The organism is Streptomyces venezuelae (assembly GCF_008642355.1).
Lineage (GTDB): Bacteria > Actinomycetota > Actinomycetes > Streptomycetales > Streptomycetaceae > Streptomyces > Streptomyces venezuelae_B.
The window spans coordinates 1,266,727-1,293,614 of sequence record NZ_CP029193.1 but is presented as its reverse complement, the minus strand read 5'-3'; the positions used below and the strand labels follow the sequence as shown (position 1 = coordinate 1,293,614).

Annotated in this window: 23 protein-coding genes and 1 pseudogene; 20 read left to right on the top strand and 4 right to left on the bottom strand. The window is 70.2% G+C overall.

The genetic code is table 11. The annotated features are described in order from the left end of the window. Positions 1 to 36: 36 nt before the first annotated feature. Complete coding sequence (locus DEJ47_RS05990; RefSeq protein WP_150165635.1) at positions 37 to 2,577, top strand: RelA/SpoT family protein; 2,541 nt, start codon at positions 37 to 39, stop codon at positions 2,575 to 2,577. Positions 2,578 to 2,646: 69 nt separating this feature from the next. On the opposite strand, the gene DEJ47_RS05985 is transcribed toward DEJ47_RS05990, so the two are convergent. After that, positions 2,647 to 3,879, bottom strand: coding sequence for a DUF349 domain-containing protein (locus DEJ47_RS05985; RefSeq protein ID WP_150165633.1), 1,233 nt, complete (start codon positions 3,877 to 3,879; stop codon positions 2,647 to 2,649). A gap of 133 nt (positions 3,880 to 4,012) precedes the next feature. Beyond that, positions 4,013 to 4,834 (bottom strand): peptidylprolyl isomerase, encoded by an 822-nt coding sequence (locus DEJ47_RS05980; protein ID WP_150165631.1) that lies wholly within the window; start codon positions 4,832 to 4,834, stop codon positions 4,013 to 4,015. Positions 4,835 to 5,001: 167 nt separating this feature from the next. On the opposite strand from DEJ47_RS05980, the gene DEJ47_RS05975 reads away from it, so the two are divergent. The 5 genes from DEJ47_RS05975 to rpsD all read left to right on the top strand — a co-directional run bounded on the left by DEJ47_RS05975 (position 5,002) and on the right by rpsD (position 10,133). Then, positions 5,002 to 5,715 carry an MBL fold metallo-hydrolase gene (locus tag DEJ47_RS05975; protein WP_150165629.1) on the top strand — a complete coding sequence of 238 codons (714 nt, stop codon included), beginning with the start codon at positions 5,002 to 5,004 and terminating at the stop codon, positions 5,713 to 5,715. 13 nt (positions 5,716 to 5,728) lie between these two features. Further along, entirely contained in the window at positions 5,729 to 6,991 is a 1,263-nt protein-coding gene (gene hisS, locus DEJ47_RS05970) for a histidine--tRNA ligase (RefSeq protein ID WP_150165627.1), read from the top strand. A gap of 117 nt (positions 6,992 to 7,108) precedes the next feature. After that, a complete protein-coding gene (locus DEJ47_RS05965) occupies positions 7,109 to 7,750 on the top strand; it encodes a vitamin K epoxide reductase family protein (RefSeq protein ID WP_150165625.1) in 642 nt (213 codons plus the stop codon). A gap of 47 nt (positions 7,751 to 7,797) precedes the next feature. Further along, positions 7,798 to 9,159, top strand: a complete 1,362-nt coding sequence (locus DEJ47_RS05960; protein WP_150165623.1) for a replication-associated recombination protein A — start codon at positions 7,798 to 7,800, stop codon at positions 9,157 to 9,159. 359 nt (positions 9,160 to 9,518) lie between these two features. Further along, positions 9,519 to 10,133 (top strand): 30S ribosomal protein S4, encoded by a 615-nt coding sequence (rpsD, locus tag DEJ47_RS05955; protein ID WP_055563995.1) that lies wholly within the window; start codon positions 9,519 to 9,521, stop codon positions 10,131 to 10,133. Positions 10,134 to 10,158: 25 nt separating this feature from the next. On the opposite strand, the pseudogene DEJ47_RS05950 reads toward rpsD, so the two are convergent. Beyond that, positions 10,159 to 12,253: pseudogene (locus DEJ47_RS05950) on the bottom strand (ATP-binding protein); the annotation flags it as partial. A 172-nt stretch (positions 12,254 to 12,425) separates the two neighbouring features. Between DEJ47_RS05950 and DEJ47_RS05945 the strand changes: the two are divergent. From DEJ47_RS05945 to nusB, 14 genes are all read left to right on the top strand, one after another. Beyond that, positions 12,426 to 12,884, top strand: coding sequence for a DUF948 domain-containing protein (locus DEJ47_RS05945; protein ID WP_150165621.1), 459 nt, complete (start codon positions 12,426 to 12,428; stop codon positions 12,882 to 12,884). A gap of 7 nt (positions 12,885 to 12,891) precedes the next feature. Next, positions 12,892 to 13,224: a DUF6167 family protein gene (locus DEJ47_RS05940; protein ID WP_150165619.1), complete on the top strand. Its 333-nt coding sequence runs from the start codon at positions 12,892 to 12,894 to the stop codon at positions 13,222 to 13,224. Further along, positions 13,224 to 15,893 (top strand): alanine--tRNA ligase, encoded by a 2,670-nt coding sequence (gene alaS, locus DEJ47_RS05935; protein ID WP_150165617.1) that lies wholly within the window; start codon positions 13,224 to 13,226, stop codon positions 15,891 to 15,893. The genes DEJ47_RS05940 and alaS overlap by 1 nt, the downstream gene beginning before the upstream one ends. Then, on the top strand, positions 15,893 to 16,378 hold the full coding sequence (ruvX, locus tag DEJ47_RS05930; protein ID WP_150165615.1) for a Holliday junction resolvase RuvX: 486 nt from the start codon (positions 15,893 to 15,895) through the stop codon (positions 16,376 to 16,378). The genes alaS and ruvX overlap by 1 nt, the downstream gene beginning before the upstream one ends. Before the next feature lie 124 nt (positions 16,379 to 16,502). Next, the gene (gene mltG, locus DEJ47_RS05925) at positions 16,503 to 18,233 is read left to right on the top strand and encodes an endolytic transglycosylase MltG (RefSeq protein ID WP_150165613.1); all 1,731 of its coding nucleotides are present in this window, start codon (positions 16,503 to 16,505) and stop codon (positions 18,231 to 18,233) included. After that, positions 18,230 to 19,060, top strand: a complete 831-nt coding sequence (locus DEJ47_RS05920) for a shikimate dehydrogenase (protein ID WP_223828247.1) — start codon at positions 18,230 to 18,232, stop codon at positions 19,058 to 19,060. The genes mltG and DEJ47_RS05920 overlap by 4 nt, the downstream gene beginning before the upstream one ends. 187 nt (positions 19,061 to 19,247) lie before the next feature. Continuing rightward, positions 19,248 to 20,432, top strand: coding sequence for a chorismate synthase (gene aroC / locus DEJ47_RS05915; RefSeq protein ID WP_150165611.1), 1,185 nt, complete (start codon positions 19,248 to 19,250; stop codon positions 20,430 to 20,432). Beyond that, the gene (locus DEJ47_RS05910; RefSeq protein WP_150165609.1) at positions 20,429 to 20,944 is read left to right on the top strand and encodes a shikimate kinase; all 516 of its coding nucleotides are present in this window, start codon (positions 20,429 to 20,431) and stop codon (positions 20,942 to 20,944) included. The genes aroC and DEJ47_RS05910 overlap by 4 nt, the downstream gene beginning before the upstream one ends. After that, positions 20,941 to 22,038: a 3-dehydroquinate synthase gene (aroB, locus tag DEJ47_RS05905; RefSeq protein ID WP_150165607.1), complete on the top strand. Its 1,098-nt coding sequence runs from the start codon at positions 20,941 to 20,943 to the stop codon at positions 22,036 to 22,038. The genes DEJ47_RS05910 and aroB overlap by 4 nt, the downstream gene beginning before the upstream one ends. A 161-nt stretch (positions 22,039 to 22,199) precedes the next feature. Further along, positions 22,200 to 23,150: a Pro-rich N-terminal domain-containing protein gene (locus DEJ47_RS05900; RefSeq protein WP_150165605.1), complete on the top strand. Its 951-nt coding sequence runs from the start codon at positions 22,200 to 22,202 to the stop codon at positions 23,148 to 23,150. 112 nt (positions 23,151 to 23,262) lie between these two features. Continuing rightward, positions 23,263 to 23,736 (top strand): excalibur calcium-binding domain-containing protein, encoded by a 474-nt coding sequence (locus DEJ47_RS05895; RefSeq protein WP_150165603.1) that lies wholly within the window; start codon positions 23,263 to 23,265, stop codon positions 23,734 to 23,736. Positions 23,737 to 23,812: 76 nt separating this feature from the next. Next, positions 23,813 to 24,925 (top strand): M24 family metallopeptidase, encoded by a 1,113-nt coding sequence (locus tag DEJ47_RS05890; protein ID WP_150165601.1) that lies wholly within the window; start codon positions 23,813 to 23,815, stop codon positions 24,923 to 24,925. Positions 24,926 to 24,983: 58 nt separating this feature from the next. Continuing rightward, the gene (gene efp / locus DEJ47_RS05885; protein ID WP_150165599.1) at positions 24,984 to 25,550 is read left to right on the top strand and encodes an elongation factor P; all 567 of its coding nucleotides are present in this window, start codon (positions 24,984 to 24,986) and stop codon (positions 25,548 to 25,550) included. A gap of 2 nt (positions 25,551 to 25,552) precedes the next feature. Then, entirely contained in the window at positions 25,553 to 25,987 is a 435-nt protein-coding gene (gene nusB / locus DEJ47_RS05880) for a transcription antitermination factor NusB (protein ID WP_150165597.1), read from the top strand. Positions 25,988 to 26,187: 200 nt separating this feature from the next. Here the strand turns inward: nusB and bldD are convergent, their stop codons facing one another. Continuing rightward, the gene (gene bldD / locus DEJ47_RS05875) at positions 26,188 to 26,688 is read right to left on the bottom strand and encodes a transcriptional regulator BldD (protein WP_030787240.1); all 501 of its coding nucleotides are present in this window, start codon (positions 26,686 to 26,688) and stop codon (positions 26,188 to 26,190) included. Between the last annotated feature and the right edge of the window lie 200 nt (positions 26,689 to 26,888).

The following is a 26,888-nucleotide window of genomic DNA, read 5'->3' as shown; positions in this document are numbered from 1 at the left end:
TGACCGGGGGACCCCGATCGCGCACAGGGAGCGCTCTTGCCAGACGAGTCCCAGCCACTCACCGCCGCCAAGGCCGCCCAGCAGGGCAAGGAGGCCTCGGCCGGATCCGTGGCGCCCGCGAAGAAGCCCGCGGGCGCACAGGACGGCACGTCCGCGCAGCGTGCCCAGGGAGAGGTGTCCCGGGGCGACAAGCCGGCCGAGCAGCCCCGCCCGAAGCCGCCCGCGGACCACCACCCGACGGCTCCGGCGATCCGGCCCGCCACCGGCCAGCCCGCGCGTTCCGGTTCCTCCAACCGCGTGCGGGCCCGGCTCGCCCGCCTCGGCGTGCAGCGGTCGAACCCGTACAACCCCGTCCTGGAGCCCCTGCTGCGCATAGTGCGCAGCAACGACCCCAAGATCGAGACGTCGACGCTCCGCCAGATCGAGCGGGCGTACCAGGTCGCCGAGCGCTGGCACCGCGGTCAGAAGCGCAAGAGCGGCGATCCGTACATCACGCACCCGCTTGCCGTGACGACCATCCTCGCCGAGCTCGGCATGGACCCCGCCACCCTGATGGCCGGGCTCCTGCACGACACCGTCGAGGACACCGAGTACGGCCTGGACACCCTCAAGCGCGACTTCGGCGACCAGGTCGCCCTGCTCGTCGACGGCGTCACCAAGCTGGACAAGGTCAAGTTCGGCGAGGCCGCGCAGGCCGAGACCGTGCGCAAGATGGTCGTCGCCATGGCCAAGGACCCCCGCGTCCTGGTCATCAAGCTCGCCGACCGCCTGCACAACATGCGCACGATGCGGTATCTCAAGCGCGAGAAGCAGGAGAAGAAGGCCCGCGAGACCCTGGAGATCTACGCTCCGCTAGCGCACCGCCTGGGCATGAACACCATCAAGTGGGAGCTGGAGGACCTCGCCTTCGCGATCCTCTACCCCAAGATGTACGACGAGATCGTGCGGCTCGTCGCCGAGCGCGCCCCCAAGCGCGACGAGTACCTGGCCATAGTGACCGACGAGGTCCAGGCCGACCTGCGCGCCGCCCGCATCAAGGCGACCGTCACCGGACGCCCGAAGCACTACTACAGCGTCTACCAGAAGATGATCGTCCGCGGCCGTGACTTCGCGGAGATCTACGACCTGGTGGGGATTCGTGTCCTCGTCGACACGGTCCGCGACTGTTACGCCGCCCTCGGCACCGTCCACGCGCGATGGAACCCGGTCCCCGGCCGGTTCAAGGACTACATCGCGATGCCGAAGTTCAACATGTACCAGTCGCTGCACACGACGGTCATCGGCCCCAACGGCAAGCCCGTCGAGCTGCAGATCCGCACGTTCGACATGCACCGCCGCGCCGAGTACGGCATCGCCGCGCACTGGAAGTACAAGCAGGAAGCCGTCGCCGGCGCCTCCAAGGTGCGCACCGACGTGCCGAAGAAGGCGGGCGGCAAGGACGACCACCTCAACGACATGGCGTGGCTGCGCCAGCTCCTGGACTGGCAGAAGGAGACCGAGGACCCCAGCGAGTTCCTGGAGTCGCTGCGCTTCGACCTGTCGCGCAACGAGGTCTTCGTCTTCACCCCGAAGGGCGACGTCATAGCGCTTCCGGCGGGCGCCACCCCCGTCGACTTCTCGTACGCGGTGCACACCGAGGTCGGCCACCGCACCATAGGGGCGCGGGTCAACGGCCGCCTCGTACCGCTCGAATCGACCCTGGACAACGGCGACCTGGTGGAGGTCTTCACCTCCAAGGCCGCGGGCGCGGGCCCGTCCCGCGACTGGCTCGGCTTCGTCAAGTCGCCCCGGGCGCGCAACAAAATCCGCGCGTGGTTCTCCAAGGAGCGCCGCGACGAGGCCATCGAGCAGGGCAAGGACGCCATCGCGCGCGCCATGCGCAAGCAGAACCTGCCGATCCAGCGGATCCTCACCGGCGACTCGCTGGTCACCCTCGCCCACGAGATGCGCTACCCCGACATCTCGTCGCTGTACGCCGCGATCGGCGAGGGCCACGTCACCGCGCAGTCCGTCGTGCAGAAGCTCGTCCAGGCGCTCGGCGGCGAGGAGGCCGCCAACGAGGACATCGCCGAGAGCGCGCCGCCCTCGCGCGGCCGCAGCAAGCGCCGCTCCAACGCCGACCCGGGTGTCGTCGTCAAGGGCGTCGAGGACGTGTGGGTCAAGCTGGCCCGCTGCTGCACACCCGTGCCGGGCGACCCCATCATCGGCTTCGTCACGCGCGGCAGCGGCGTATCGGTTCACCGCAGCGACTGCGTGAACGTCGACTCGCTCTCGCGTGAACCCGAGCGCATCCTGGAAGTCGAGTGGGCGCCCACCCAGTCCTCGGTCTTCCTGGTCGCCATCCAGGTCGAGGCCCTGGACCGCTCGCGCCTCCTGTCGGACGTCACGCGTATCCTCTCGGACCAGCACGTGAACATCCTGTCGGCGGCCGTGCAGACCTCCCGCGACCGCGTCGCCACCTCCCGCTTCACCTTCGAGATGGGCGACCCCAAGCACCTCGGGCACGTGCTCAAGGCGGTCAGGGGCGTCGAGGGCGTGTACGACGTCTACCGGGTGACGTCGGCGCGCAGGCCGTAAACGCGGTACTACGTAGAGGGGCTCCCGCACGCGATGTGCGGGAGCCCCTCTACGTAGTGTGCCGAAAACTCAGCCGCCGAACTCGTGCAGACCCTTGAGGGCCTGGTCGAGCAGCGCCTGGCGGCCCTCGAGCTCCCTCTGGAGCTTGTCGGCCTTGGCGTTGTTGCCCGCGGCGCGCGCCTTCTCGATCTGCCCCGCCAGCTTGTCCACCGCCGCCTGCAACTGCCCCGTCAGGCCCTCGGCCCGAGCCCGCGCCTCCGGGTTCGTCCGGCGCCACTCGGCCTCTTCGGACTCCTGCAGCGCCCGCTCCACGGCGTGCATCCGGGCCTCGACCTTCGGCCGTGCGTCCCGCGGGACGTGGCCGATGGCCTCCCACCGCTCGTTGATGGCACGGAAGGCGGCACGGGCCGCCTTCAGGTCCGTCACCGGGACGAGCTTCTCCGCCTCGGCGGCCAGCTCCTCCTTCAGCTTCAGGTTCTCGCCCTGCTCCGCGTCGCGCTCCGCGAAGACCGCGCTGCGCGCCGCGAAGAACACGTCCTGGGCGCCGCGGAAGCGGTTCCACAGGTCGTCCTCGTGCTCGCGCTGGGCACGGCCCGCGGCCTTCCAGTCGGCCATCAGCTCGCGGTAGCGCGCGGCCGTCGGACCCCAGTCCGTCGAGTTCGACAGCGCCTCGGCCTCGCCGACCAGCTTCTCCTTGGCCTTACGGGCCTCCTCGCGCTGCGCGTCCAGCGACGCGAAGTGCGCCTTGCGGCGCTTGGAGAACGCCGAGCGGGCGTGCGAGAAGCGGTGCCACAGCTCGTCGTCCGACTTGCGGTCGAGACGCGGCAGACCCTTCCAGGTGTCCACCAGGGCCCGCAGCCGCTCGCCGGCCGCCCGCCACTGCTCGCTCTGGGCCAGCTCCTCGGCCTCGACGACCAGCGCCTCCTTGGCGTGCCGCGCCTCGTCGGACTGCTTGGCCTTCTGGACCTTGCGCTCCTCGCGGCGCGCCTCGACGCTCTCCACGAGCTTGTCGAGCCGCTTGCCCAGGGCGTCAAGATCGCCGACCGCGTGTGCCTCGTCGACCTGCTGGCGCAGGTGATCGATGGCGGTCATCGCGTCCTTGGCCGACAGGTCGGTGGTTTTCACCCGGCGCTCGAGAAGTCCGATCTCGACGACCAGACCGTCGTACTTGCGCTCGAAGTAGGCCAGGGCCTCGTCCGGAGATCCTGCCTGCCACGAACCGACCACTCGCTCGCCGCCGTCGGCCGTACGCACGTACACGGTCCCCGTCTCGTCGACGCGGCCCCACGGGTCGCTGCTCACAGCGCCTCCTCCACATGATGCCTGCGCAGGGCCTCGGGCCCCCGGCATCGTCCACAGTTTCGTCACCGCCAACATAGGCGACCGGCGGGGCGGCTGTCCGCATCCCGCACGACCGAAGTTTGCCTGGCGGCGCTCAGGATTTGGTGACGGTGGCCTTGTCGATGACGACGGTCGCGTTCGGGGCACCGTCACCCTGCCCGCTGCTCTCGCCCGCGGCGGCGATCTTCTTCAGGACCTTCATCCCCGAATCGGAAATGGTCCCGAACGGTGTGTAGTCGGGCGGCAGCTGACTGTCCTGGTAGACGAGGAAGAACTGGCTGCCGCCGCTGTTCCTGCCCTTCTTCGTCCGGGCGTTGTACTGGTTCGCCATCGCGACGGTGCCCGCCGGATACACCTTGCCCTTGAGCCGCTCGTCCTTGAGGTTCTCGTCCGGGATCTTGTAACCGGGCGTGCCCGTGCCGTCGCCCTTCGGGTCGCCGCACTGCAAAACGTAAATGCCGCCCGTCGTGAGCCGGTGGCACCTGGTGTGGTCGAGGTAGCCCTTCTTCACCAGGAAGTCGAAGGAGTTGACCGTGCGCGGGGCCTTCGCCGCGTCCAGGTCCAGGGCGATGTCGCCGCACGTCGTCTGCAAGTCCATCGTGTAGTCGGCGGACTTGTCGATGGCGAGCTTCGGCTCCTTGTCGAAGCTCAGCGGCTTCACCTTGCCGGGGGCCGCCTTCGCGCACGGATCCTTCGGGGTGCTGCTGGGACTCGCGCTCGCGTCGTCCTTGGTGTCGTCCCCGTCGAAGGCTCCCGCCGCGTACGACACCGCGCCGCCCGCCACGACCACCGCGAGGGCGCCCGCGATCACCGCGTTGCGCGCCCGCGCCCTGCGCCGCGCGGCCTCCCGCCGCTGCTGCTGGCGCACCAACTTCTCCCGGGCGAGCTGCTTGCGCCGCTGTTCCTGGCTGACCACCGGCTCTTCTCCCCTTCTCCCGCGCATGTCTCGGCATGCGCCGCGTAGTGCCCCGTACCGTATATGGGTTACCTGTGAAATCGGCAGCGCCGGTAGGCTCTGATCTGCCGCGTTCTCCCGCCGGGGGCCGCGGTCACCCGCCGCCGGACGACGAACGAAGGACGATCGTGCTCATTGCCGGGTTCCCCGCCGGGGCCTGGGGCACCAACTGCTACCTGGTCGCCCCCGCCGCAGGCGAGGAGTGCGTGATCATCGACCCGGGCCACCAGGCCGCCCAGGGAGTCGAGGACGCACTCGAGAAGCATCGGCTCAAGCCCGTCGCGGTCATCCTCACCCACGGCCACATCGACCACGTCGCCTCGGTCGTCCCGGTCTGCGGGGCGCACGACGTACCCGCGTGGATCCACCCCTCCGACCGGTACATGATGAGCGACCCCGAGAAGGCGCTCGGCCGCTCCATCGGGATGCCGCTCATGGGCGAGCTGACGGTGGGGGAGCCCGACGACCTGCGGGAGCTGTCCGACGGCGCCGACCTGAAGCTGGCGGGCCTCGACTTCTCCGTCGCGCACGCCCCGGGCCATACGAAGGGGTCGGTGACGTTCCGGATGCCCGAGACCGAGGAGATCCCCTCGGTCTTCTTCTCGGGCGACCTGCTCTTCGCCGGCTCCATCGGACGCACCGACCTGCCCGGCGGCAGCCACACCGAGATCCTCGAATCGCTGGGCCGCGTGTGCCTGCCGCTCGACGACTCGACCGTGGTGCTGTCCGGCCACGGCCCCCAGACATCCATCGGCCAGGAGCGCGCCACCAACCCGTACATGCGGCAGGTGGCCGCCGGCCTGGGCGCGGACCCGACGTCCGCCCCGCGACGAGGAATGTGACGAGAGAAATTCCGTGAGCACCTTCAAGGCCCCCAAGGGCACGTACGACCTGCTGCCGCCGGACTCCGCGAAGTTCCTCGCGGTCCGCGAGGCCATCGCCGCGCCGCTGCGCAACTCCGGCTACGGCTACATCGAGACGCCCGGCTTTGAGAACGTCGAGCTGTTCGCGCGCGGTGTCGGTGAGTCCACCGACATCGTCACCAAGGAGATGTACGCCTTCACCACCAAGGGCGGCGACGAGCTCGCGCTGCGCCCCGAAGGCACCGCCTCCGTGCTGCGCGCGGCCCTGGAGGGCAACCTCCACAAGGCGGGCAACCTCCCCGTCAAGCTCTGGTACTCGGGCTCCTACTACCGGTACGAGCGCCCGCAGAAGGGCCGCTACAGGCACTTCTCCCAGGTCGGCGCCGAGGCCATCGGCGCCGAGGACCCGGCGCTCGACGCCGAGCTGATCATCCTGGCCGACCAGGCGTACCGCGCCCTCGGCCTGCGGAACTTCCGCATCCTGCTGAACTCGCTCGGCGACAAGGAGTGCCGCCCCGTCTACCGCGCCGCACTGCAGGAGTTCCTGCGCGGCCTGGACCTGGACGAGGAGACACGTCGACGTATCGACATCAACCCGCTGCGGGTCCTCGACGACAAGCGGGCCGACGTCCAGCAGCAGCTGGTGGGCGCGCCCTCGCTGCGCGACTACCTGTGCGACGCGTGCAAGGCGTACCACGAGCAGGTCCGCGAGCTGATCACCGCGGCGGGCGTCGCCTTCGAGGACGACGAGAAGCTCGTCCGCGGCCTGGACTACTACACCCGCACGACCTTCGAGTTCGTCCACGACGGCCTCGGCTCGCAGTCCGCGGTCGGCGGCGGCGGACGGTACGACGGCCTCTCCGAGATGATCGGCGGCCCCTCGCTGCCGTCGGTCGGCTGGGCGCTCGGCGTGGACCGCACGGTGCTCGCCCTGGAGGCGGAGGGCGTCGAGCTCGAACTGCCCGCGTCCACCAGTGTGTTCGCGGTGCCGCTCGGCGACGAGGCGCGTCGCGTCCTGTTCGCCAAGGTGACCGAGTTGCGCAAGGCGGGAGTCGCGGCGGACTTCTCGTACGGCGGGAAGGGCCTCAAGGGCGCGATGAAGAACGCCAACCGCAGCGGTGCGCGCTTCACCGTCGTCGCCGGTGAGCGCGATCTCGCCGAAGGCGTCGTCCAGCTCAAGGACATGGAGTCCGGCGAGCAGAGCGCCGTCGCGGTCGACGAGGTCGTCGCGGTGCTCACGGCGAAGCTGGCGTAAGGCCTCTGCGCGCGGGGTCCGGAAACGGACCCCGCGCCGCCGTTCCGGGGACGGACACACAGGTACGTACGGCACAATGTCCCTGCCCGCGGCCACTTCAAGCGACGGAACGGCGTGATGAGCAAAACGATGTCAGCGAAGGACGGCGCCCTGGACGAGCAGGAGCGTACGGTCGCTCCCCGGTCCGTCGGCGGCAGCCGCGCACTCGCCCTGCTCCTGGTGATCACCGGCGCGGGCGGTCTGCTCGCCGCCTGGGTCATCACCCTCGACAAGTTCGAGCTCCTGAAGGACCCGAACTTCCAGCCGGGCTGCAGCATCAACCCCGTCGTCGCCTGCGGCAGCATCATGAAGAGCGAGCAGGCGGAGGCCTTCGGCTTCCCCAACCCGATGCTCGGGCTGGTCGCCTACGGCATCGTGATCTGCGTCGGCATGAGCCTCCTCGCGGGGGCCCGCTTCCCCCGCTGGTACTGGCTCACGTTCAACGCGGGCATGCTCTTCGGTGTCGGCTTCTGCACCTGGCTGATGATCCAGTCGCTCTACCACATCAACGCGCTCTGCCTCTGGTGCACGCTCGCCTGGATCGTGACGCTCGTGATGTTCTGGTACGTCACCTCGTCCAACATCCGCGCCGGATTCCTGCCCGCGCCCGCCTGGGCCAGGAGCTTCCTCGCGGACTTCACCTGGGCCCTGCCGGTGATGCACACCGGCGTCATCGCGATGCTGATCCTCACCCGCTGGGGCGCCGACCTCTGGGCCTGACCGGCTGCCCGGAGGGATTGTCAGTGCGGTGACATAGGGTTCTTGACGTGGAGCCCGATCTGTTCACCGCCGCAGCCGAAGACCGCCAGGAGAAGGACCCGTCCAGCAGCCCCCTGGCCGTCCGGATGCGCCCCCGCACCCTCGACGAGGTCGTCGGCCAGCAGCACCTGCTGAAGCCGGGCTCGCCGCTGCGCCGCCTCGTCGGCGAGGGCGGCGGAGGGCCCGCCGGGCCCTCCTCGGTGTTCCTGTGGGGCCCGCCCGGCATCGGCAAGACCACCCTCGCGTACGTGGTCTCCAAGGCCACGAACAAGCGCTTCGTCGAGCTCTCCGCGATCACCGCGGGCGTCAAGGAAGTGCGCGCAGTCATCGACGGCGCCCGCCGGGCCATGGGCGGCCACGGCAAGGAGACCGTCCTCTTCCTCGACGAGATCCACCGCTTCAGCAAGGCGCAGCAGGACTCCCTGCTGCCCGCCGTGGAGAACCGCTGGGTCACGCTGATCGCCGCGACCACCGAGAACCCGTACTTCTCGATCATCTCCCCGCTCCTGTCCCGCTCCCTGCTCCTCACCCTCGAACCGCTCACCGACGACGACCTGCGCGGCCTGCTGCGCCGGGCACTCGTCGACGAGCGGGGCCTGGCCGGCGCGGTCGAGCTGCCCGAGGAGGCCGAGGAGCACCTGCTGCGGATCGCGGGCGGTGACGCCCGGCGTGCGCTCACCGCACTGGAGGCGGGCGCGGGCTCGGCGCTCGCCAAGGGCGAGGAGTCGATCACCCTCCAGACCCTGGAGGAGTCCGTCGACCGGGCCGCCGTGAAGTACGACCGCGACGGGGACCAGCACTACGACGTGGCGAGCGCCCTCATCAAGTCCATCCGCGGCTCGGACGTGGACGCCGCCCTGCACTATCTGGCCCGCATGATCGAGGCGGGCGAGGACCCCCGCTTCATCGCCCGGCGCCTGATGATCTCCGCCAGCGAGGACATCGGTCTCGCCGACCCGACGGCCCTGCCCACCGCGGTCGCCGCCGCCCAGGCCGTTGCGATGATCGGCTTCCCCGAGGCCGCGCTCACCCTCAGCCACGCCACGATCGCGCTGGCCCTCGCCCCGAAGTCGAACGCCGCGACGATCGCGATCCAGCAGGCCCAGGCCGACGTCCGCGGCGGCCTCGCGGGCCCCGTCCCGCCCCACCTGCGCGACGGCCACTACAAGGGCGCGGCCAAGCTGGGCCACGCCCAGGGGTACGTATACCCGCACGACGTCCCCGGCGGCATCGCCACCCAGCAGTACGCACCGGACACCATCGAGGGCAAGCGCTACTACCAGCCGACGAGGTACGGCGCGGAGGCACGGTACGCCGACGTGGTCGAGCGGGTCCGCGCCCGCCTGCGGGGCGAGCAGCCCGAAGGCTGAAGCACCCCGCCGTACCCGGTACACTTGCCCGAAGTGCTGCGTCCCGTGTCCGGTCTCGTACCGGCACCACCAGAACGGGACATCCAGCCGGAACCCCACCGCCGCGAGGCGAAGGGGATCCAGGAGCGTCGCGCACCGTCGAAGGTGTCGCGGGCAGCCCACCACCACCCGGAGCCCACAGCCCCGGGAATCGGTCGGTGGGCCACTCGCGTGCTGCACATTGTGCCCAGACCAGGGAGCGGCTGCCTCACGGCCCCACGGCTTTCGAGCCCACGGCCCGCGAGGTTTCCCAGGCTGCGGATTGCGACCTCCCCTAACCCTGGTGAAGCCGATTTCACAGAGAACAGAGAGGTTGGTTCATGCCGAACCAGTCCCGCCCCAAGGTCAAGAAGTCGCGTGCCCTCGGCATCGCGCTGACCCCGAAGGCCGTCAAGTACTTCGAGGCCCGTCCCTACCCGCCGGGCGAGCACGGCCGTGGGCGCAAGCAGAACTCGGACTACAAGGTCCGTCTGCTCGAGAAGCAGCGGCTGCGCGCGCAGTACGACCTCTCGGAGCGTCAGCTCGTCCGTGCCTACGAGCGTGCGTCCAAGACGCAGCTCAAGACCGGTGAGGCCCTGGTCATCGAGCTGGAGCGTCGTCTCGACGCCCTGGTTCTGCGTTCGGGCATCGCCCGCACGATCTACCAGGCCCGCCAGATGGTCGTGCACGGCCACATCGAGGTCAACGGCGGCAAGGTCGACAAGCCGTCGTACCGCGTCCGTCCCGACGACGTCGTGATGGTCCGCGAGCGCAGCCGCGAGAAGCCGCTGTTCCAGGTCGCGCGCGAGGGTGGTTTCGCCCCCGACGGTGAGACCCCGCGCTACCTCCAGGTGAACCTGAAGGCCCTGGCCTTCCGCCTGGACCGCGACCCGAACCGCAAGGAGATCCCCGTGATCTGCGACGAGCAGCTCGTCGTCGAGTACTACGCCCGCTGACCCGGACGTAGCTCACCCTGCTGCAGCCCGTCGCCTCCCCGCCCTCCCTGGCGGGGCAGGCGGCGGGTTCGCTCGTTCTCGGGGCCGCTGCCCAGCGCCCGGGTGACCGCCGCGTCCAGCCCGAGGCCCGCACCCGCCCGCACACACTCCTCGTACCGCACGTCGCCGAGCGCCTCGCGCGCCTGCCGCTCGCACATCAGATGCGGCCTGCCGAAGTGCACCGAGCCGAACAGCGGCAGCCCCACCGACGGCCAGATGCTCGCTGCGGCGCCCTGCAACACCGCCCCCTCCGCCGGATCACCCTCCGCCACCGTGAACAGTGCGAGCAGCTCGATGGAGAGAACCGTGCCCAACAGGTCGTGGAAGCGGTGGTCCAGGCGGAGCGACTCGGCGAGCAGCTCCCGCGCCGTCCCCGCCTCGCCGCGGGTCCACGCCGCGAAACCCAGCACATACAGGGCGTACGCGAGGGTCCAGCGCTCCCCGTGGTCGTCGCAGACCCGGCGCACCTCCTCGCAGAGCTCCACGGCGACCGCGAGCTCGCCCCGGAAGGCCAGCGCCATGGCGAGCTCGGTCTGTCCCATGAGGACGTTGCTGTTGAGTTCGCCGATCTCCCGGTACCGCTCGAGCGCCGAGCGCAGCAGCGCCTCCGCGCGCGGCAGATCGTCCGTGACCAGGGCCAGACAGCCGATGCGATGCTCCGCGTACGCCGCAGCGAGCGCGCTGCCCGTCCGCTCCGCACCGTCCCGGCACTCGTGCAGTGCGGCGAGCGCGGCGACCGTGTCGCCCTGCAGCACCGCCACATAGCCGAGCACCCAGAGCGCCTTGAGCCGGGAGTCCTCGTGCCCGCCGTCGAGCTCCAGGGCCCGGTCGAGCCAGTGCCTGCCCTCCGCGAGACGGCCGCAGCCCACCCAGCAGAACCAGAGCGTGCCCGCGAGGTACTGCCCCAGGTGGGCCTCGTCGCCCTCGGTCAGACAGAACTCCAGAGCTGCGCGCAGATTGGGCAGCTCCACGTCGACGAGGGCGGCGACCTCCGGCTGACGCGGCGAGAACCAGTCCAGCTCGCACCAGGTGGCGAGCCCCATGTACCAGTCTCGGTGCCTGCGCCGCAGCCGGCCGCTCTCGCCCGCCGCCTCCAGCCAGTCGGCGCCGTAGGCCCTGACCGTGTCGAGCATGCGGTAGCGCACGCCCGACGGACCGTCCTCACGGTTCACGACGGACTGGGCGAGCAGCTCGTCCAGGACATCGAGCACGTCGTCGGAGGGCAGTCCGTCCCCGGCACAGATGTACTCGGCGGCCTCCAGGTCGAACTGCCCGGCGAACACCGACAGGCGCGACCACAGCAGCCGCTCCCGCGGCGCGCACAGCTCATGGCTCCAGCCGATGGCCGTTCGCAGCGTCTGGTGCCGCGGCAGCACGTCACGTCGTACGCCGGTCAGCAGCCGGAACCGGTCGTCGAGCCGGGCGACCAGCTGCGCGGGCGACAGCGCCCGCAGCCGTCCCGCGGCCAGCTCCACCGCGAGCGGGATCCCGTCGAGACGGCGGCACAGCTCCATGACGTCCGCGCGATTGTCGTCGTCGAGGGCGAAGCCGGGCAGACCCGCCACCGCCCGGTCCGTGAAGAGGGCCGCCGCGTCCGGACCCGGCATCGGCGCGAGCGGAAAGAGCCGCTCTCCTTCGATCTCCAGTGGCCTGCGCCCCACCGCGAGCACCCGCAGGCCGGGGGAGTGCGACAGCAGATCCCGCACCAGCGAGGCGCAGGCGTCCACGAGGAGTTCGAAACCGTCGACGATCAGGAGCAGTTCCCGCTCCATGAGGTGCCCGAGCAGCACCTGGCGCGGCGGACGCTTCGTGTGGTCCGTCAGACCCAGGGCGTCGACCACCGCGTGCTCGAGCAGTTCGGCGTCCCGCAGCGGCGCCAGATCCACCAGCCAGGCGCCGTCGCGCAGTCTGCTCCGCGTCGCCGCCCGCACCGCGAGCCGTGACTTCCCGACCCCGCCGACCCCTGTGATCGTGACCAGCCGACCCGCCTCCAAGGCCGTGGCGAGTTCGGCGAGTTCGGTGTCCCGCCCGACGAAGGCGTTCAGTTCCAGGGGAAGATTGCCGGACTGAGAAGGTCCCATGGGGTACGGAGCGTACTCATCCGCATGCGGTCCGTACAATCACTCCGGCAACTCCTGGCAGCGCGCGGAGGAATGCGGTACGGAGCGGCGCCCCCGGCGCGATAGGCTCGGGGGACGAGTTTTCGATGTTCAGGGACGAAGTTCAGGGACGAGATCCAGGGAGCGGTGCCAAGTGTCCGGTGGAGAGGTTGCCGGGATCCTGGTGGCTGTCTTCTGGGCGATCCTGGTCTCCTTCCTCGCGGTGGCACTGGCGAGGCTGGCCCAGACGCTCAGGGCGACCACCAAGCTCGTCGCGGACGTGACCGAGCAGGCGGTCCCGCTCCTGGCCGACGCCTCCACCGCGGTGCGCACCGCGCAGACGCAGATCGACCGGGTCGACGCCATCGCCTCCGACGTCCAGGAGGTCACGTCGAACGCGTCGGCGCTCTCCACGACGGTCGCCTCGACGTTCGGCGGCCCGCTCGTCAAGGTCGCCGCGTTCGGCTACGGCGTGCGCAGAGCCATCGGCCGCAAGACCGCCCCCGAAACAAAGGACATGCCCGCCAAGCCGTCCCGCCGTACGGTGATCGTGGGTCGCACCGTCCCGTCCGCGCGACGGACCAAGCGGGCCAACCGGACCAAGAGGGACTGACGCAGCGATGTTCCGCCGTACGTTCTGGTTCACCGCGGGCGCAGCCGCCGGCGTATGGGCCACCACCAAGGTCAACCGCAAGCTCAAGCAGCTGACCCCCGAGAGCCTCGCCGCGCAGGCCGCGAACAAGGCGATCGAGACGGGCCACCGCCTGAAGGACTTCGCGCTCGACATCCGCGACGGCATGGTCGAGCGCGAGGCCGAACTCGGCGAGGCGCTGGGCCTGCGGAACGATCCCGACGCCGAACTGGCCCCGCCGCGCCGCTTCGCGGTCATCGAGAGCCACAGCAGCTACAAGAACGACATGAAGACGCAGTACAACCGGAATGAGGACCACTGATGGAGTCGGCTGAAATCCGCCGCCGCTGGCTGAGCTTCTTCGAGGAGCGCGGGCACACCGTCGTCCCTTCGGCGTCGCTCATCGCGGACGACCCGACTCTGCTGCTCGTCCCGGCCGGCATGGTGCCGTTCAAGCCCTACTTCCTGGGTGAGGTCAAGCCGCCCGCGCCGCGCGTCACCAGCGTGCAGAAGTGCGTGCGCACGCCCGACATCGAAGAGGTCGGCAAGACCACGCGGCACGGCACGTTCTTCCAGATGTGCGGCAACTTCTCCTTCGGCGACTACTTCAAGGAAGGCGCCATCACGCTTTCCTGGGAGCTGCTGACCAGCCCGGTCGACAAGGGCGGCTTCGGCCTCGACCCCGAGCGCCTGTGGATCACGGTCTACCTCGACGACGACGAGGCCGAGCAGATCTGGCGCGAGAAGGTCGGCGTTCCGGCCGAGCGCATCCAGCGCCTGGGCAAGAAGGACAACTTCTGGTCCATGGGCGTCCCCGGACCCTGCGGCCCGTGCTCCGAGATCAACTACGACCGCGGCCCCGAGTTCGGCGAGGAGGGCGGCCCCGCCGTCAACGACGAGCGCTACGTGGAGATCTGGAACCTGGTCTTCATGCAGTACGAGCGCGGCGCGGGAGACGGCAAGGAGGACTTCCCGATCCTCGGCGAGCTGCCGTCGAAGAACATCGACACCGGCCTCGGCCTCGAACGCCTCGCGATGATCCTGCAGGGCGTGCAGAACATGTACGAGACGGACACCCTCCGCGTCGTCATGGACAAGGCCACCGAGCTGACCGGCGTGCGCTACGGCGCGGAGCACGGCTCCGACGTCTCGCTGCGCGTCGTCGCCGACCACATCCGTACGTCCACGATGCTCATCGGCGACGGCGTCACCCCCGGCAACGAGGGCCGGGGTTACGTGCTGCGCCGCATCATGCGCCGCGCCATCCGCAACATGCGCCTGCTCGGCGCCACGGGCCCGGTCGTCAAGGACCTCGTCGACGTCGTCATCGACACGATGGGGCAGCAGTACCCCGAGCTCGTCACCGACCGCAAGCGCATCGAGACCGTCGCCCTCGCCGAAGAGGCCGCCTTCCTCAAGGCCCTCAAGGGCGGCACGAACATCCTCGACACCGCCGTCACCGAGACCAAGGCCGCCGGCGGCAAGGTCCTCTCCGGCGACAAGGCGTTCCTGCTGCACGACACGTGGGGCTTCCCCATCGACCTCACCCTGGAGATGGCCGCCGAGCAGGGCCTCTCCGTGGACGAGGACGGCTTCCGCCGCCTGATGAAGGAGCAGCGGGACCGCGCCAAGGCCGACGCCAAGGCCAAGAAGACCGGCCACGCCGACCTGCACGCCTACCGCGAGATCGCCGACGCCTCCGGCGCCACCGACTTCACGGGCTACTCCCTCACGGAGAACGAGGCCCAGATCGTCGGCCTGCTGGTCAACGGCGTCTCCTCGCCCGCCGCCACCGAGGGCGACGAGGTCGAGATCGTCCTCGACCGCACCCCGTTCTACGCCGAGGGCGGCGGCCAGATCGGTGACACCGGTCGCATCCGCATGGACAGCGGCGCTGTCGTCGAGATCCGCGACGTGCAGAAGCCGGTGCCCGGCGTCCACGTCCACAAGGGTGTCGTCCAGGTCGGCGAGATCACCGTCGGCGCCCCCGTCTGGGCCTCGATCGACTCGCACCGCCGCCGCGCCATCGCCCGCGCCCACTCCGCCACGCACCTCACGCACCAGGCGCTGCGCGACGCGCTCGGCCCGACGGCCGCCCAGGCCGGTTCCGAGAACCAGCCCGGCCGCTTCCGCTTCGACTTCGGTTCGCCGTCCGCGGTGCCGACGGCCGTGATGACGGACGTCGAGCAGAAGATCAACTCGGTGCTCTCCAGGGAACTGGACGTGCAGGCCGAGGTCATGTCGATCGACGACGCCAAGAAGCAGGGCGCCATCGCCGAGTTCGGCGAGAAGTACGGCGAGCGCGTGCGCGTCGTCACCATCGGCGACTTCTCCAAGGAGCTCTGCGGCGGCACCCACGTGCACAACACCGCCCAGCTCGGTCTGGTGAAGCTGCTCGGCGAGTCCTCCATCGGCTCCGGTGTGCGCCGCATCGAGGCGCTGGTCGGTGTGGACGCGTACAACTTCCTCGCCAAGGAGCACACGGTCGTCGCCCAGCTCCAGGAGCTGGTCAAGGGCCGTCCCGAGGAGCTTCCCGAGAAGATCTCCGGCATGCTCGCCAAGCTGAAGGACGCCGAGAAGGAGATCGAGAAGTTCCGCGCGGAGAAGGTCCTCCAGGCCGCCGCCGGTCTGGTCGAGTCCGCCAAGGACGTACGGGGCGTCGCCCTCGTCACCGGCCAGGTACCGGACGGCACGGGCGCCGACGACCTGCGCAGGCTGGTCCTCGACGTGCGCGGCCGCATCCAGGGCGACCGTCCGGCCGTCGTGGCGCTGTTCACCACCGCCAACGGCCGCCCGCTGACGGTCATCGCGACCAACGAGGCGGCCCGTGAGCGCGGCCTCAAGGCCGGCGACCTGGTCCGCACGGCCGCCAAGACCCTCGGCGGCGGTGGCGGCGGCAAGCCGGACGTCGCCCAGGGCGGCGGCCAGAACCCGGCCGCCATCGGAGACGCGATCTCCGCCGTCGAGCGCCTCGTCACCGAGACGGCCTGATGACCGAGCCTGCACAGGGCATGCGCCGGGGCCGCCGGCTCGCCATCGACGTCGGTGACGCCCGGATCGGGGTCGCCTCGTGCGACCCCGACGGAATCCTCGCCACGCCGGTGGAGACGGTGCCGGGACGCGACGTCCCGGCGGCGCAGCGCCGGTTGAAGCAGCTCGCCGAGGAGTACGAGCCGATCGAGATCGTCGTCGGCCTCCCTCGCTCCCTCAACGGGGGCGAGGGCCCGGCGGCCGCCAAGATCCGTTTGTTCACACAGGAGCTCGCCCGCATGGTCGCCCCCATTTCGGTGAGGCTCGTGGACGAGAGGATGACCACAGTGACGGCCAGTCAGGGTCTGCGCGCCTCCGGCGTGAAGTCCAAAAAGGGCAGGTCTGTCATCGATCAGGCCGCGGCCGTGATCATCCTTCAGCAGGCCCTGGAGTCCGAACGGGCGTCAGGTAAAGCTCCCGGCGAGGGCGTCGAAGTGGTCATCTGATCGCGATACGGTAACGTTCCGCGCGATGCGGCGGTGTTCGAACAGCTGCCGCACAGCATCAAGAGGCGGAACGGTTGCCCGGCCATCCCGACGGCGGCCCCGCCTCGCGGCATGTAGGGGATCGATGACTGAGTATGGCCGGGGCCCAGGCTCCGAACCGTGGCATCCGGAGGACCCGTTGTACGGGGACAGCGGATGGGGAGGACAGCAGCCCGCGGGCGGCACGTCCCCCTACGGCGGCCAGGGGCAGTACCACCCGCAGCAGCCGCACCAGCATCAGCAGCAGTCCCACCAGTCCCAGCAGCAGTACGGCGGGGAGTGGAGCACCGGGCAGCAGCAGGCCTATGGCCGGCAGCAGTACGAGGGTCAGCAGCAGTACGACGGACAGCAGAAGTATGACGGCGGGGCCGCGTACGGCTACAACGGGAACCCTGATCAGGGGTACGGCGGCGGTTCCGACCAAGGCCACTCCAACGGCGGCTGGGACACCGACGGGCAGGGGCAGGTCCCGTACGGCGGCGACCCCATGGACCCTTACGGCGGCCAGCAGCCCGGGTACGGCTCGGAGAGCCACGACTACTACTCGACGCCCGACGCCTACTCCCCGCCGGAGCCGCCCGGCCGCCGCAAGGCCGCGCGCCCCGAGGCCGATCCCGAGTCGGAGGCCGACTGGGACCCGGGGCCGGACCAGGGGGAGCACGCGTTCTTCGCCGACGGAGAGGACTCCGACGACGACCCCGGCAGCCGGGGCGACCGGCGCGGGCGTGGCGGGAAGAAGCCCAAGAAGCGGCGAAGCGGATGCGCCTGTCTGGTCGTCACTCTCGTCTTCGCGGGTGGTCTCGGCGGCGTCGGCTACTTCGGCTACCAGTTCTACCAGGACCGTTTCGGCACGGCGCCGGACTACGCGGGCGAGGGCTCGGGGACGGCCGTCGTCGAGATCCCCAAGGACTCCGGCGGCTACGTGATCGGCCAGAAGCTCAAGGCGGCGGGCGTCGTGAAGAGCGTCGACGCGTTCGTGTCCGCGCAGAAGCAGAACCCGGACGGGCAGACCATCCAGTCGGGTGTCTACACGCTCAAGAAGGAGATGTCCGCCAAGAGCGCTGTCGCGCTGATGCTCAGCCCGAAGAGCCGCAGCAACCTCATCATTCCCGAGGGCAAGCGGAACGCCTGGGTCTACGCACAGATCGACAGTCGTCTCCATGTCCCCAAGGGCACCACGGAGAGCGTCGCCAAGAAGGACTGGCGCAGCCTCGGACTTCCCGACTGGGCGAACACCAACAAGGACATCAAGGACCCGCTGGAAGGATTCCTCTATCCCTCCAGTTATCCGGTCGCCAAGGGGCAGAAGCCCGCAGACGTCCTGAAGAACATGGTTTCTCATGCGACGGAGAAGTACGACGAGCTCGGCCTGAAGGCGAAGGCCGCGGAGTTGAACCTGAAGGATCCGCTCCAGGTTCTCACCGTGGCGAGCCTGGTCCAGGCCGAGGGCAAGTACAAGCATGACTTCGAGAAGGTCGCCACGGTCGTCTACAACCGCCTCAAGCCCAACAACACCGAGACGTACGGCCTGTTGGACTTCGACTCGACGGTCAACTACCTGCGCGGCAAGTCCGAGTTGGCGACGGGTTCGGTCGACGAACTCCGCAAGCTCAATGACCCGTACAACACATACAAGATCAAGGGCCTCCCGCCCGGACCGATCGGAAACCCGGGCGAGGTGGCGCTGAATTCGGCGCTGCATCCCGCCAAGGGCAATTGGTATTACTTCGTCTCCGTCAGCGAGGACAAGACGCTCTTCGCCGAGACGAACGAGGAGCAGAACCAGAACCGCAAGAAATACCTGGAGGGGCAGTGAGCGCGGAGAAGCGACGGGCCGCGGTTCTCGGTTCTCCGATCGCCCATTCCCTCTCCCCGGTGCTGCACCGCGCCGCTTACGAGGAACTGGGTCTGACCGGCTGGACGTACGACCGTTTCGAGATCGACGAGGCGGCGCTGCCGGAATTCATCGGGAAAGCCGGGCCCGAATGGGCCGGGCTCTCGCTGACCATGCCGCTGAAGCGCGCGATCATTCCGCTGCTCGACCAGGTCAGCGAGACCGCGGCGTCCGTCGAAGCCGTGAACACGGTGGTGTTCGGCGAGGACGGACGGCGCGTCGGTGACAACACCGACATCCCCGGCATGGTCGCCGCGCTCCGCGAGCGGGGCATCGAGCAGGTCGAGTCCGCCGCGATCCTGGGCGCGGGCGCCACCGCCTCGTCCGCGCTGGCCGCGCTTGCGCGGATCTGCGCGGGTGAGGTCGTCGCGTACGTGCGCAGTGATGCCCGTGCCGCCGAGATGCGCGAGTGGGGCGACCGCCTCGACGTGCAGGTCAGGACCGAGTCCTGGGAGGACGCGTCGGAGGCGCTGCACGCGCCGTTGGTGATCGCCACGACGCCTGCGGGCACCACGGACGCGCTGTCGGCCACCGTGCCCGAGAGGCCCGCCACTCTCTTCGACGTGCTGTACAACCCGTGGCCCACCGAGCTCGCCGCCCGCTGGTCGGCGTACGGAGGGGCCGTCGTCAGCGGCCTCGACCTCCTTGTGCACCAGGCCGTGCTCCAGGTCGAGCAGATGACGGGACAGGCCCCCGCGCCCCTCGCCGCCATGCGCAAGGCGGGGGAGCACGCGCTGGCCGAACGGTAAAACCCGGGCCGCACGGTAAATCCCTGGTCGCGCCGTGGTCGAGGCGTGACCGAGGGACGTCCGTCAGATGGACCGGACGCCGGATCGCCCCTCAGGTCGTGGGAGGATCGGGGGTGGCGGGCCAGGGCCGCGCACCCGGCCGCGCCGTCGAAGACAGCAGTTCGAGGCGCGAGCATGAGGAGCACCGTTGAGCAGGTTGCGTTGGCTGACCGCGGGGGAGTCGCACGGACCCGCGCTTGTCGCGACGTTGGAGGGTCTTCCCGCCGGCGTTCCGGTGACGACGGAGATGGTGGCGGATCATCTGGCGCGGCGGCGTCTTGGGTATGGCCGGGGTGCGCGGATGAAGTTCGAGCGTGATGAGGTCACGTTCCTGGGTGGTGTCCGGCACGGTTTGAGCATGGGTTCGCCGATCGCGGTGATGGTGGGCAATACGGAGTGGCCCAAGTGGGAGCAGGTGATGGCGGCCGATCCGGTGGATCCGGAGGTGCTGGCCGATCTCGCCCGTAATGCCCCGCTGACCCGGCCGCGTCCGGGGCACGCGGATCTGGCGGGCATGCAGAAGTACGGCTTCGACGAGGCGCGGCCGGTGCTTGAGCGGGCGTCGGCGCGGGAGACCGCGGCGCGGGTGGCGCTGGGTGCGGTGGCGCGGTCGTTTTTGAAGGAGACGGCCGGGATCGAGATTGTCTCGCATGTGACGGAGCTGGCGTCGGCCAAGGCGCCGTACGGCGTGTACCCGACCCCCGCGGACGTGGAGAAGCTGGACGCGGATCCGGTGCGGTGCCTGGATGCGGATGCGTCGAAGGCGATGGTTGCGGAGATCGATCAGGCTCACAAGGACGGCGACACCCTGGGCGGTGTCGTGGAGGTCCTCGCGTACGGGGTGCCGGTCGGGCTCGGCTCGCATGTGCACTGGGACCGGCGTCTGGACGCGCGCCTGGCGGCGGCGCTCATGGGCATCCAGGCGATCAAGGGCGTCGAGGTCGGTGACGGCTTCGACCTCGCCCGCGTGCCGGGTTCGAAGGCGCACGACGAGATCGTCACCACGGAGGACGGCATCAAGCGCACCTCGGGCCGCTCCGGCGGCACCGAGGGCGGGCTGACCACGGGTGAGCTGTTGCGGGTACGGGCGGCGATGAAGCCGATCGCGACGGTGCCGCGGGCGTTGGCGACGATCGATGTGGCGACGGGTGAGGCAGCCAAGGCGCACCATCAGCGCTCGGATGTGTGTGCCGTGCCGGCGGCCGGGATCGTCGCGGAGGCGATGGTCGCGCTGGTTCTTGCCGACGCGGTGGCGGAGAAGTTCGGGGGCGACAGTGTTCCCGAGACGCGCCGCAACGTGCGGTCCTACCTCGACAACCTGCAGATCCGGTGACCGGTCCCAAGGTGGTCCTGGTCGGACCGATGGGCGTCGGCAAGACGACCGTGGGTGAGCTCCTGTCCGAGCGTCTCGGTGTCTCGTTCCGGGACACCGACGCCGACATCGTGGCCGCGCAGGGCCGGGAGATCTCCGACATCTTCGTCGACGAGGGCGAGGCGTACTTCCGCGCCCTGGAGAAGGCCGCGGTCGCCGCGGCCCTCACCGAACACGACGGCATCCTCGCCCTCGGCGGCGGCGCCGTCCTCGACGAGTCGACCCGAGCGCTCCTCGCCGAGCACCCCGTCGTCTGCCTCTCGATGGACGTCGAGGAAGCCGTCCAGCGCACCGGGCTCAACCAGGCGCGCCCCCTGCTCGCGGTCAACCCGCGCAAGCAGTGGCGTGAGCTGATGGAGTCGCGCAGGCCGCTGTACGCCGAAGTCGCCCGCGCGGTCGTCCCCACCGACGGCCGCACCCCTGATGAGGTCGCCCAGGCGGTCCTCGACGCACTGGAGTTGAAGGAAGCATGACGACGGAGCAGACCCCCACCCGTATCCACGTCGGTGGCACCGCCGGCACGGATCCGTACGAGGTCCTGGTCGGTCGGCAGCTCCTCGGCGAGCTGCCCGGCCTCATCGGCGACCAGGCCAAGCGGGTCGCCGTGATCCACCCCGAGGCGCTCGCCGAGACCGGCGACGCGCTCCGCCAGGACCTCGCCGACCAGGGCTACGAAGCGGTCGCCATCCAGGTGCCGAACGCCGAGGAGGCCAAGACGGCGGAGGTCGCCGCGTACTGCTGGAAGGCCCTCGGCCAGTCCGGCTTCACGCGCAGCGACGTCATCGTCGGCGTCGGCGGCGGTGCCTCCACGGACCTCGCCGGGTTCGTGGCCGCGACCTGGCTGCGCGGGGTGCGGTGGATCGCCGTGCCGACCACCGTGCTCGGCATGGTCGACGCGGCGGTCGGCGGCAAGACCGGCATCAACACGGCCGAGGGCAAGAACCTGGTGGGCGCCTTCCACCCGCCGGCGGGTGTTCTGTGCGACCTCGCGGCCCTCGACTCCCTGCCGGTGAACGACTACGTCTCCGGGCTCGCGGAGATCATCAAGGCCGGTTTCATCGCCGACCCGGCGATCCTTGAGCTCATCGAGGCGGACCCGGAGGCGGCACGCACGCCCGCGGGACCGCACACCGCCGAGCTCATCGAGCGCTCCATCAGGGTCAAGGCCGAGGTCGTCTCGGGCGACCTGAAGGAGGCGGGCCTGCGCGAGATCCTCAACTACGGGCACACCCTCGCGCACGCCATCGAGAAGAACGAGCGCTACAAGTGGCGGCACGGCGCCGCGGTCTCCGTCGGCATGCACTTCGCGGCCGAACTCGGCCGCCTGGCGGGCCGACTGGACGACGCGACGGCCGACCGCCACCGTACGGTGCTCGAATCGGTGGGCCTGCCGCTGACCTACCGTTACGACCAGTGGCCCAAGCTCCTCGAGACGATGAAGGTGGACAAGAAGTCCCGCGGTGACCTGCTGCGCTTCATCGTCCTCGACGGCCTCGGCAAGCCGACCGTCCTGGAGGGCCCCGACCCGGCGGTGCTCCTGGCGGCGTACGGAGAAGTGGGCCAGTAGAGGCCCTCGCTCCCGTCACCGTGGCTCTCTGATTCGGCCACGGGCACGTCTCGGCCTCCCCGGCCGTTCACACAACAGCGGCCGGGGACGGTACCGTTCGGTAACGGGCGGCCAGGTCGCTGCCCTACCAGCGACAGTCGCACGAGACGGAGTGGCACCGGATGCAGCACGCAGTGGGATCTCCGCTGCCGCCGCCCCACCAGCCGGGGCACGGACCGGCCACCGGCTGGTCGCAGGCCGCACACCACCCGACCGCTCCGCCCCCCGGAGCGGCACCGCACGCGCCCCCCGCGCCGGGGTTCGCGGGCGGCCAAGCGCCCTCCCCCCCGGGGCCCGCGAGCCATCAGGCTCCGCACGCACCGCACGCCGCGCAGGCACAGGGCCAACCCCCGATGCCGCACGCCCCGGCGCCCCCGCACGGACCGGCCCCGGTGCCCCCCACGCCCGACTGCCCGCCGCCCACCGCCGGCACGACGAGCCACATCCAACTGCCGCCCGGCGGCCCCGTGGCCATGCCGAGCCCCCCGCAGGGAGCGGCCCCCACGGACACCGGCGCCACGACGCTCGCGGTCCTGCTCATCGGCCCCGCCGGCGCGGGCAAGACGAGCGTCGCCAAATACTGGGCCGAGCACCGCCGCGTGCCCACGGCCCACATCAGCCTCGACGACGTACGTGAATGGGTGCGCTCGGGGTTCGCCGACCCCCAGTCGGGCTGGAACGACCACTCCGAGGCGCAGTACCGCCTGGCCCGCCGCACCTGCGGCTTCGCCGCGCGGAACTTCCTGGCCAACGGCATCTCGTGCATCCTCGACGACGCGGTCTTCCCGGACCGCCCGGTCGTCGGCCTGGGCGGCTGGAAGCGGCACGTGGGCCCAGGCCTGCTCCCCGTGGTCCTCCTCCCGGGCCTGGAGATCGTCCTGGAACGCAATGCGGAACGCAGCGGCAACCGCCGCCTCACGGACGAGGAAGTCGCCCGCATCCACGGCCGCATGGCGGGCTGGTACGGCTCGGGCCTCCCCATCATCGACAACTCCCAACTGGACGTCCCCGCCACGGCCCGAGTCCTGGACGAGGTCCTGACCCGAGCCATCGCGAGCCCACCGCAGTGGTAGCGGGGGCAGTGCCCACAGGTCACGATTACGACACCGTGCCTCCCCGTCTCCTTCACGCCGACTGAGCGCGGTACTACGGTCCTGCCCCTGGAATACGCTCGAGGGGCATGACATGAGCAATCCGTACGGCACTCCGCCAGACGTCCGCCGCCCCGCCCCGAAGTGGGCCCGGAAGCGGTACGTCATCCCCGCGATCGTCCTCGCCCTCGGTCTGGGCGCTGCCGCGGGCGCCGGCGGCGACGGCACCACCGGCGCGGACAAGGCCGAGGCGAAAGCCACCGTGACCGCGACCGCTACGGCCACCGCCTCGCCCACCGCCTCCGGGACCGCTCGGTCCGAGCCGCGGGCGACGGTCACCGTGCGGGCCACCAAGACGGTCGAGGCGACCAAGACCGTCAGGGCGACCAAGACCGTGCGGTCGACGGTCACGGCGCCGGATGACGGCGGTGGGTCCGGTGGGGGCTCTGTGTACTACGCGAACTGTGCGGAGGCGCGCGCCGCTGGTGCCGCTCCCGTGCGTCGCGGGGAACCCGGATACGGCAGGCATCTCGACCGTGACGGTGATGGGGTCGGCTGCGACAGCTGAGGGCGCGGCATAGGGGTGACGCCCGGTCGGACGCGTCCGGCGGGCCCCCGCGCGGGTGGGATCTTAGGCTCGCCCCATGTCAGAGGTGTACGCGGTCCGCAGGGAGCGGGTTCGGGAACGGTGTGCTGCCGGGGGTGGTGGGGCGGCGCTCGTGTCCCGGCCCGCCAATGTGCGCTATCTCGCGGGCGCGGCGCCCGACGGTGCCGTGCTTCTCGTCGGTCGGGGTGAGGACGAGGACGTTCTGGTGTGCGGGCGTCCGCTCGGCGGGGAACCGGGAGAGGGGCGGGCCGACGGTGGGCTCCGGGTACAGGTGCTGACCGAGCCGAGTGCCGATCCCGCCGTCGCCGGTGCCGACTTCGCCACCGCTCAGGGCGTCGACGCGCTCGCCGTGGAGGAGCACCACCTGACCGTTGCGCGGCACCGGGCGGTCGGTTCCGTCGCGCCGCGGCTGCGGCTCATGGACCTCGGGACCGCCGTCGAGCAGTTGCGGCTCGTCAAGGACGAGGAAGAGCTGTCCTGCCTGCGGGTCGCCGCTGAAATCGCCGACCAGGCGCTGGGAGAGCTGCTCGAGTCGATCCTCGTGGGGCGGACGGAGCGGCATCTCGCGCTGGAGCTGGAGCGGCGGCTCGTCGACCACGGCGCGGACGGGCCCGCCTTCGCGACCTCCGTCGGGACCGGGCCGAACTCCGGCAGAGGCGGTCACCGGCCGACGGACCGGCGTGTGGAGGAGGGGGATTTCCTCTCCGTCTGCCTGGGCGCCAGCTATCGCGGCTATCGCTGCGAGATCGGGCGTACGTTCGTCATCGGCACGTCACCCGCCGACTGGCAGATCGAGTTGTACGACGTCGTCTTCGCCGCGCAGCGGGCCGGCCGCGAGGCCCTCGCACCCGGCGCCGCCTGCCGCGACGTCGACCGCGCCGCACGCCACGTACTGCACTCCGCGGGCCATGCGGAAGGGCTCGCTCCCAGCACCGGACACGGTGTGGGGCTCGAAATCGACGAGGACCCTCAATTGGCGCCCGCGGCCATGGGTAAACTGGACGTCTGCGTGCCGGTCACCGTCGAACCGGGGGTTCACCTCCCTGGCCGGGGTGGTGTCCGGATCGATGACACGCTCGTCGTGCGCCCCGAGGCGGACGGCGGACCCGAGCTACTCACCATCACGACCAAGGAACTGCTCGCGCTCTGAAGGCGCGTGCGCGCCCGGGGTCGTCCACCAGTCAGTCAGTGCAGGAGATTCCGCAACCGTGGCTTCCACGAACGACCTCAAGAACGGCCTGGTGCTCAAGCTCGAAGGCGGCCAGCTCTGGTCCGTCGTCGAGTTCCAGCACGTCAAGCCCGGCAAGGGCCCGGCCTTCGTGCGCACCAAGCTCAAGAACGTGCTCTCCGGCAAGGTCGTCGACAAGACGTTCAACGCCGGCGTCAAGGTCGACACGGCCACGATCGACAAGCGCGACATGCAGTTCTCCTACATGGACGGCGACTACTTCGTCTTCATGGACATGGAGACGTACGACCAGCTGCACGTCGACCGCAAGGCCGTCGGCGACGCCGCCAACTTCCTGATCGAGGGCTTCACCGCCTCCGTCGCCCAGCACGAGGGCGAGGTGCTCTACGTCGAGCTCCCCGCCGCCGTCGAGCTGGTCATCCAGGAGACCGAGCCGGGTGTCCAGGGCGACCGCTCCACCGGTGGCACCAAGCCCGCCACGCTGGAGACCGGCCACCAGATCCAGGTGCCGCTCTTCATCACCACCGGCGAGAAGATCAAGGTCGACACCCGTACCAGCGACTACCTCGGCCGGGTGAACAGCTAACCGTGGCTGCTCGTAACACGGCCCGCAAGCGCGCCTTCCAGATCCTCTTCGAGGCAGACCAGCGCGGTACGGACGTCCTGACGGTCCTCGCGGACTGGGTGCGCCACTCGCGGTCCGACACCCGGCAGCCGCCGGTGAGCGAGTACACGATGGAGCTCGTCGAGGGATACGCGGAGCACGAGCGCCGCATCGACGAACTCATCGCGCAGTACGCCGTCGGATGGACCCTGGACCGCATGCCGGTCGTCGACCGGAACATCCTGCGGCTCGGGGCCTACGAACTCGTCTGGGTCGACGCCACACCCGACGCGGTGGTGCTCGACGAGGCGGTGCAGCTCGCCAAGGAGTTCTCCACGGACGAGTCGCCGTCCTTTGTGAACGGTCTGCTCGGACGCTTCAAGGATCTGAAGCCGTCCCTGCGCCGGGACGAGGCATAGAGACGAGGCGTAAAGCCTCGGCATGTCATCCGGAGGGCCCGCAGCAATACGCTGCGGGCCCTCCGACTTTTCCCGCACGGCTTCTGGCCGGTGTGGCGTCAATGAGGCGCGGGAAAGACACAGAAAACCGCCGGGGTGCGGTGGCCTTTGGGCCACCGCACCCCGGCGGTACGTTTCTGCTGAAGTCTCCCGAAGCGGGCTCAGACCTCTTCGTGGGCGACGGCGCGACGCGCGTCCGCATCGAGGACGCCCCAGCTGATCAGCTGCTCGGTCAGGACCGAGGGCGACTGGTCGTAGATCACGGCCAGGGTGCGCAGGTCGTCCTGGCGGATCGACAGCACCTTGCCGTTGTAGTCACCGCGCTGCGACTGGATCGTGGCGGCATACCGCTGCAGCGGACCCGCCTTCTCCTGCGGGACGTGCGCAAGACGCTCCAGGTCGAGCACGAGCTTCGGCGGCGGCTCGGCGGCGCCACCGGGCGCCGTACCGGGCAGGAGCTCCTGGACCGGGACGCCGTAGAAGTCCGCCAGCTCGGCGAGGCGCTGCACGGTCACGGCACGGTCGCCGCGCTCGTACGACCCCACGACGACCGCCTTCCAGCGTCCCTGGGACTTCTCCTCGACTCCGTGGAGGGAAAGGCCCTGCTGGGTACGGATCGCGCGGAGCTTGGCCCCGAGCTGCTTGGCGTATTCGCTGGACATATAGCTCCCCGGACGCTGCGACAATCAGGCGGCTCCGCCGCGTGGCTGGTAACTCACTGTGAGGTTACGCAGCGTTACTTGCCTGCGTCAAGCCGAAAGGTCCTTACCGCCCCTTCGGTGGAGGCCGATGACGTGCCCGGTCGTAAGTGCTGGTAGTCTGGCTGGCGCAATTTCGACGTCCTTTAATGTCCGTCCCGTGA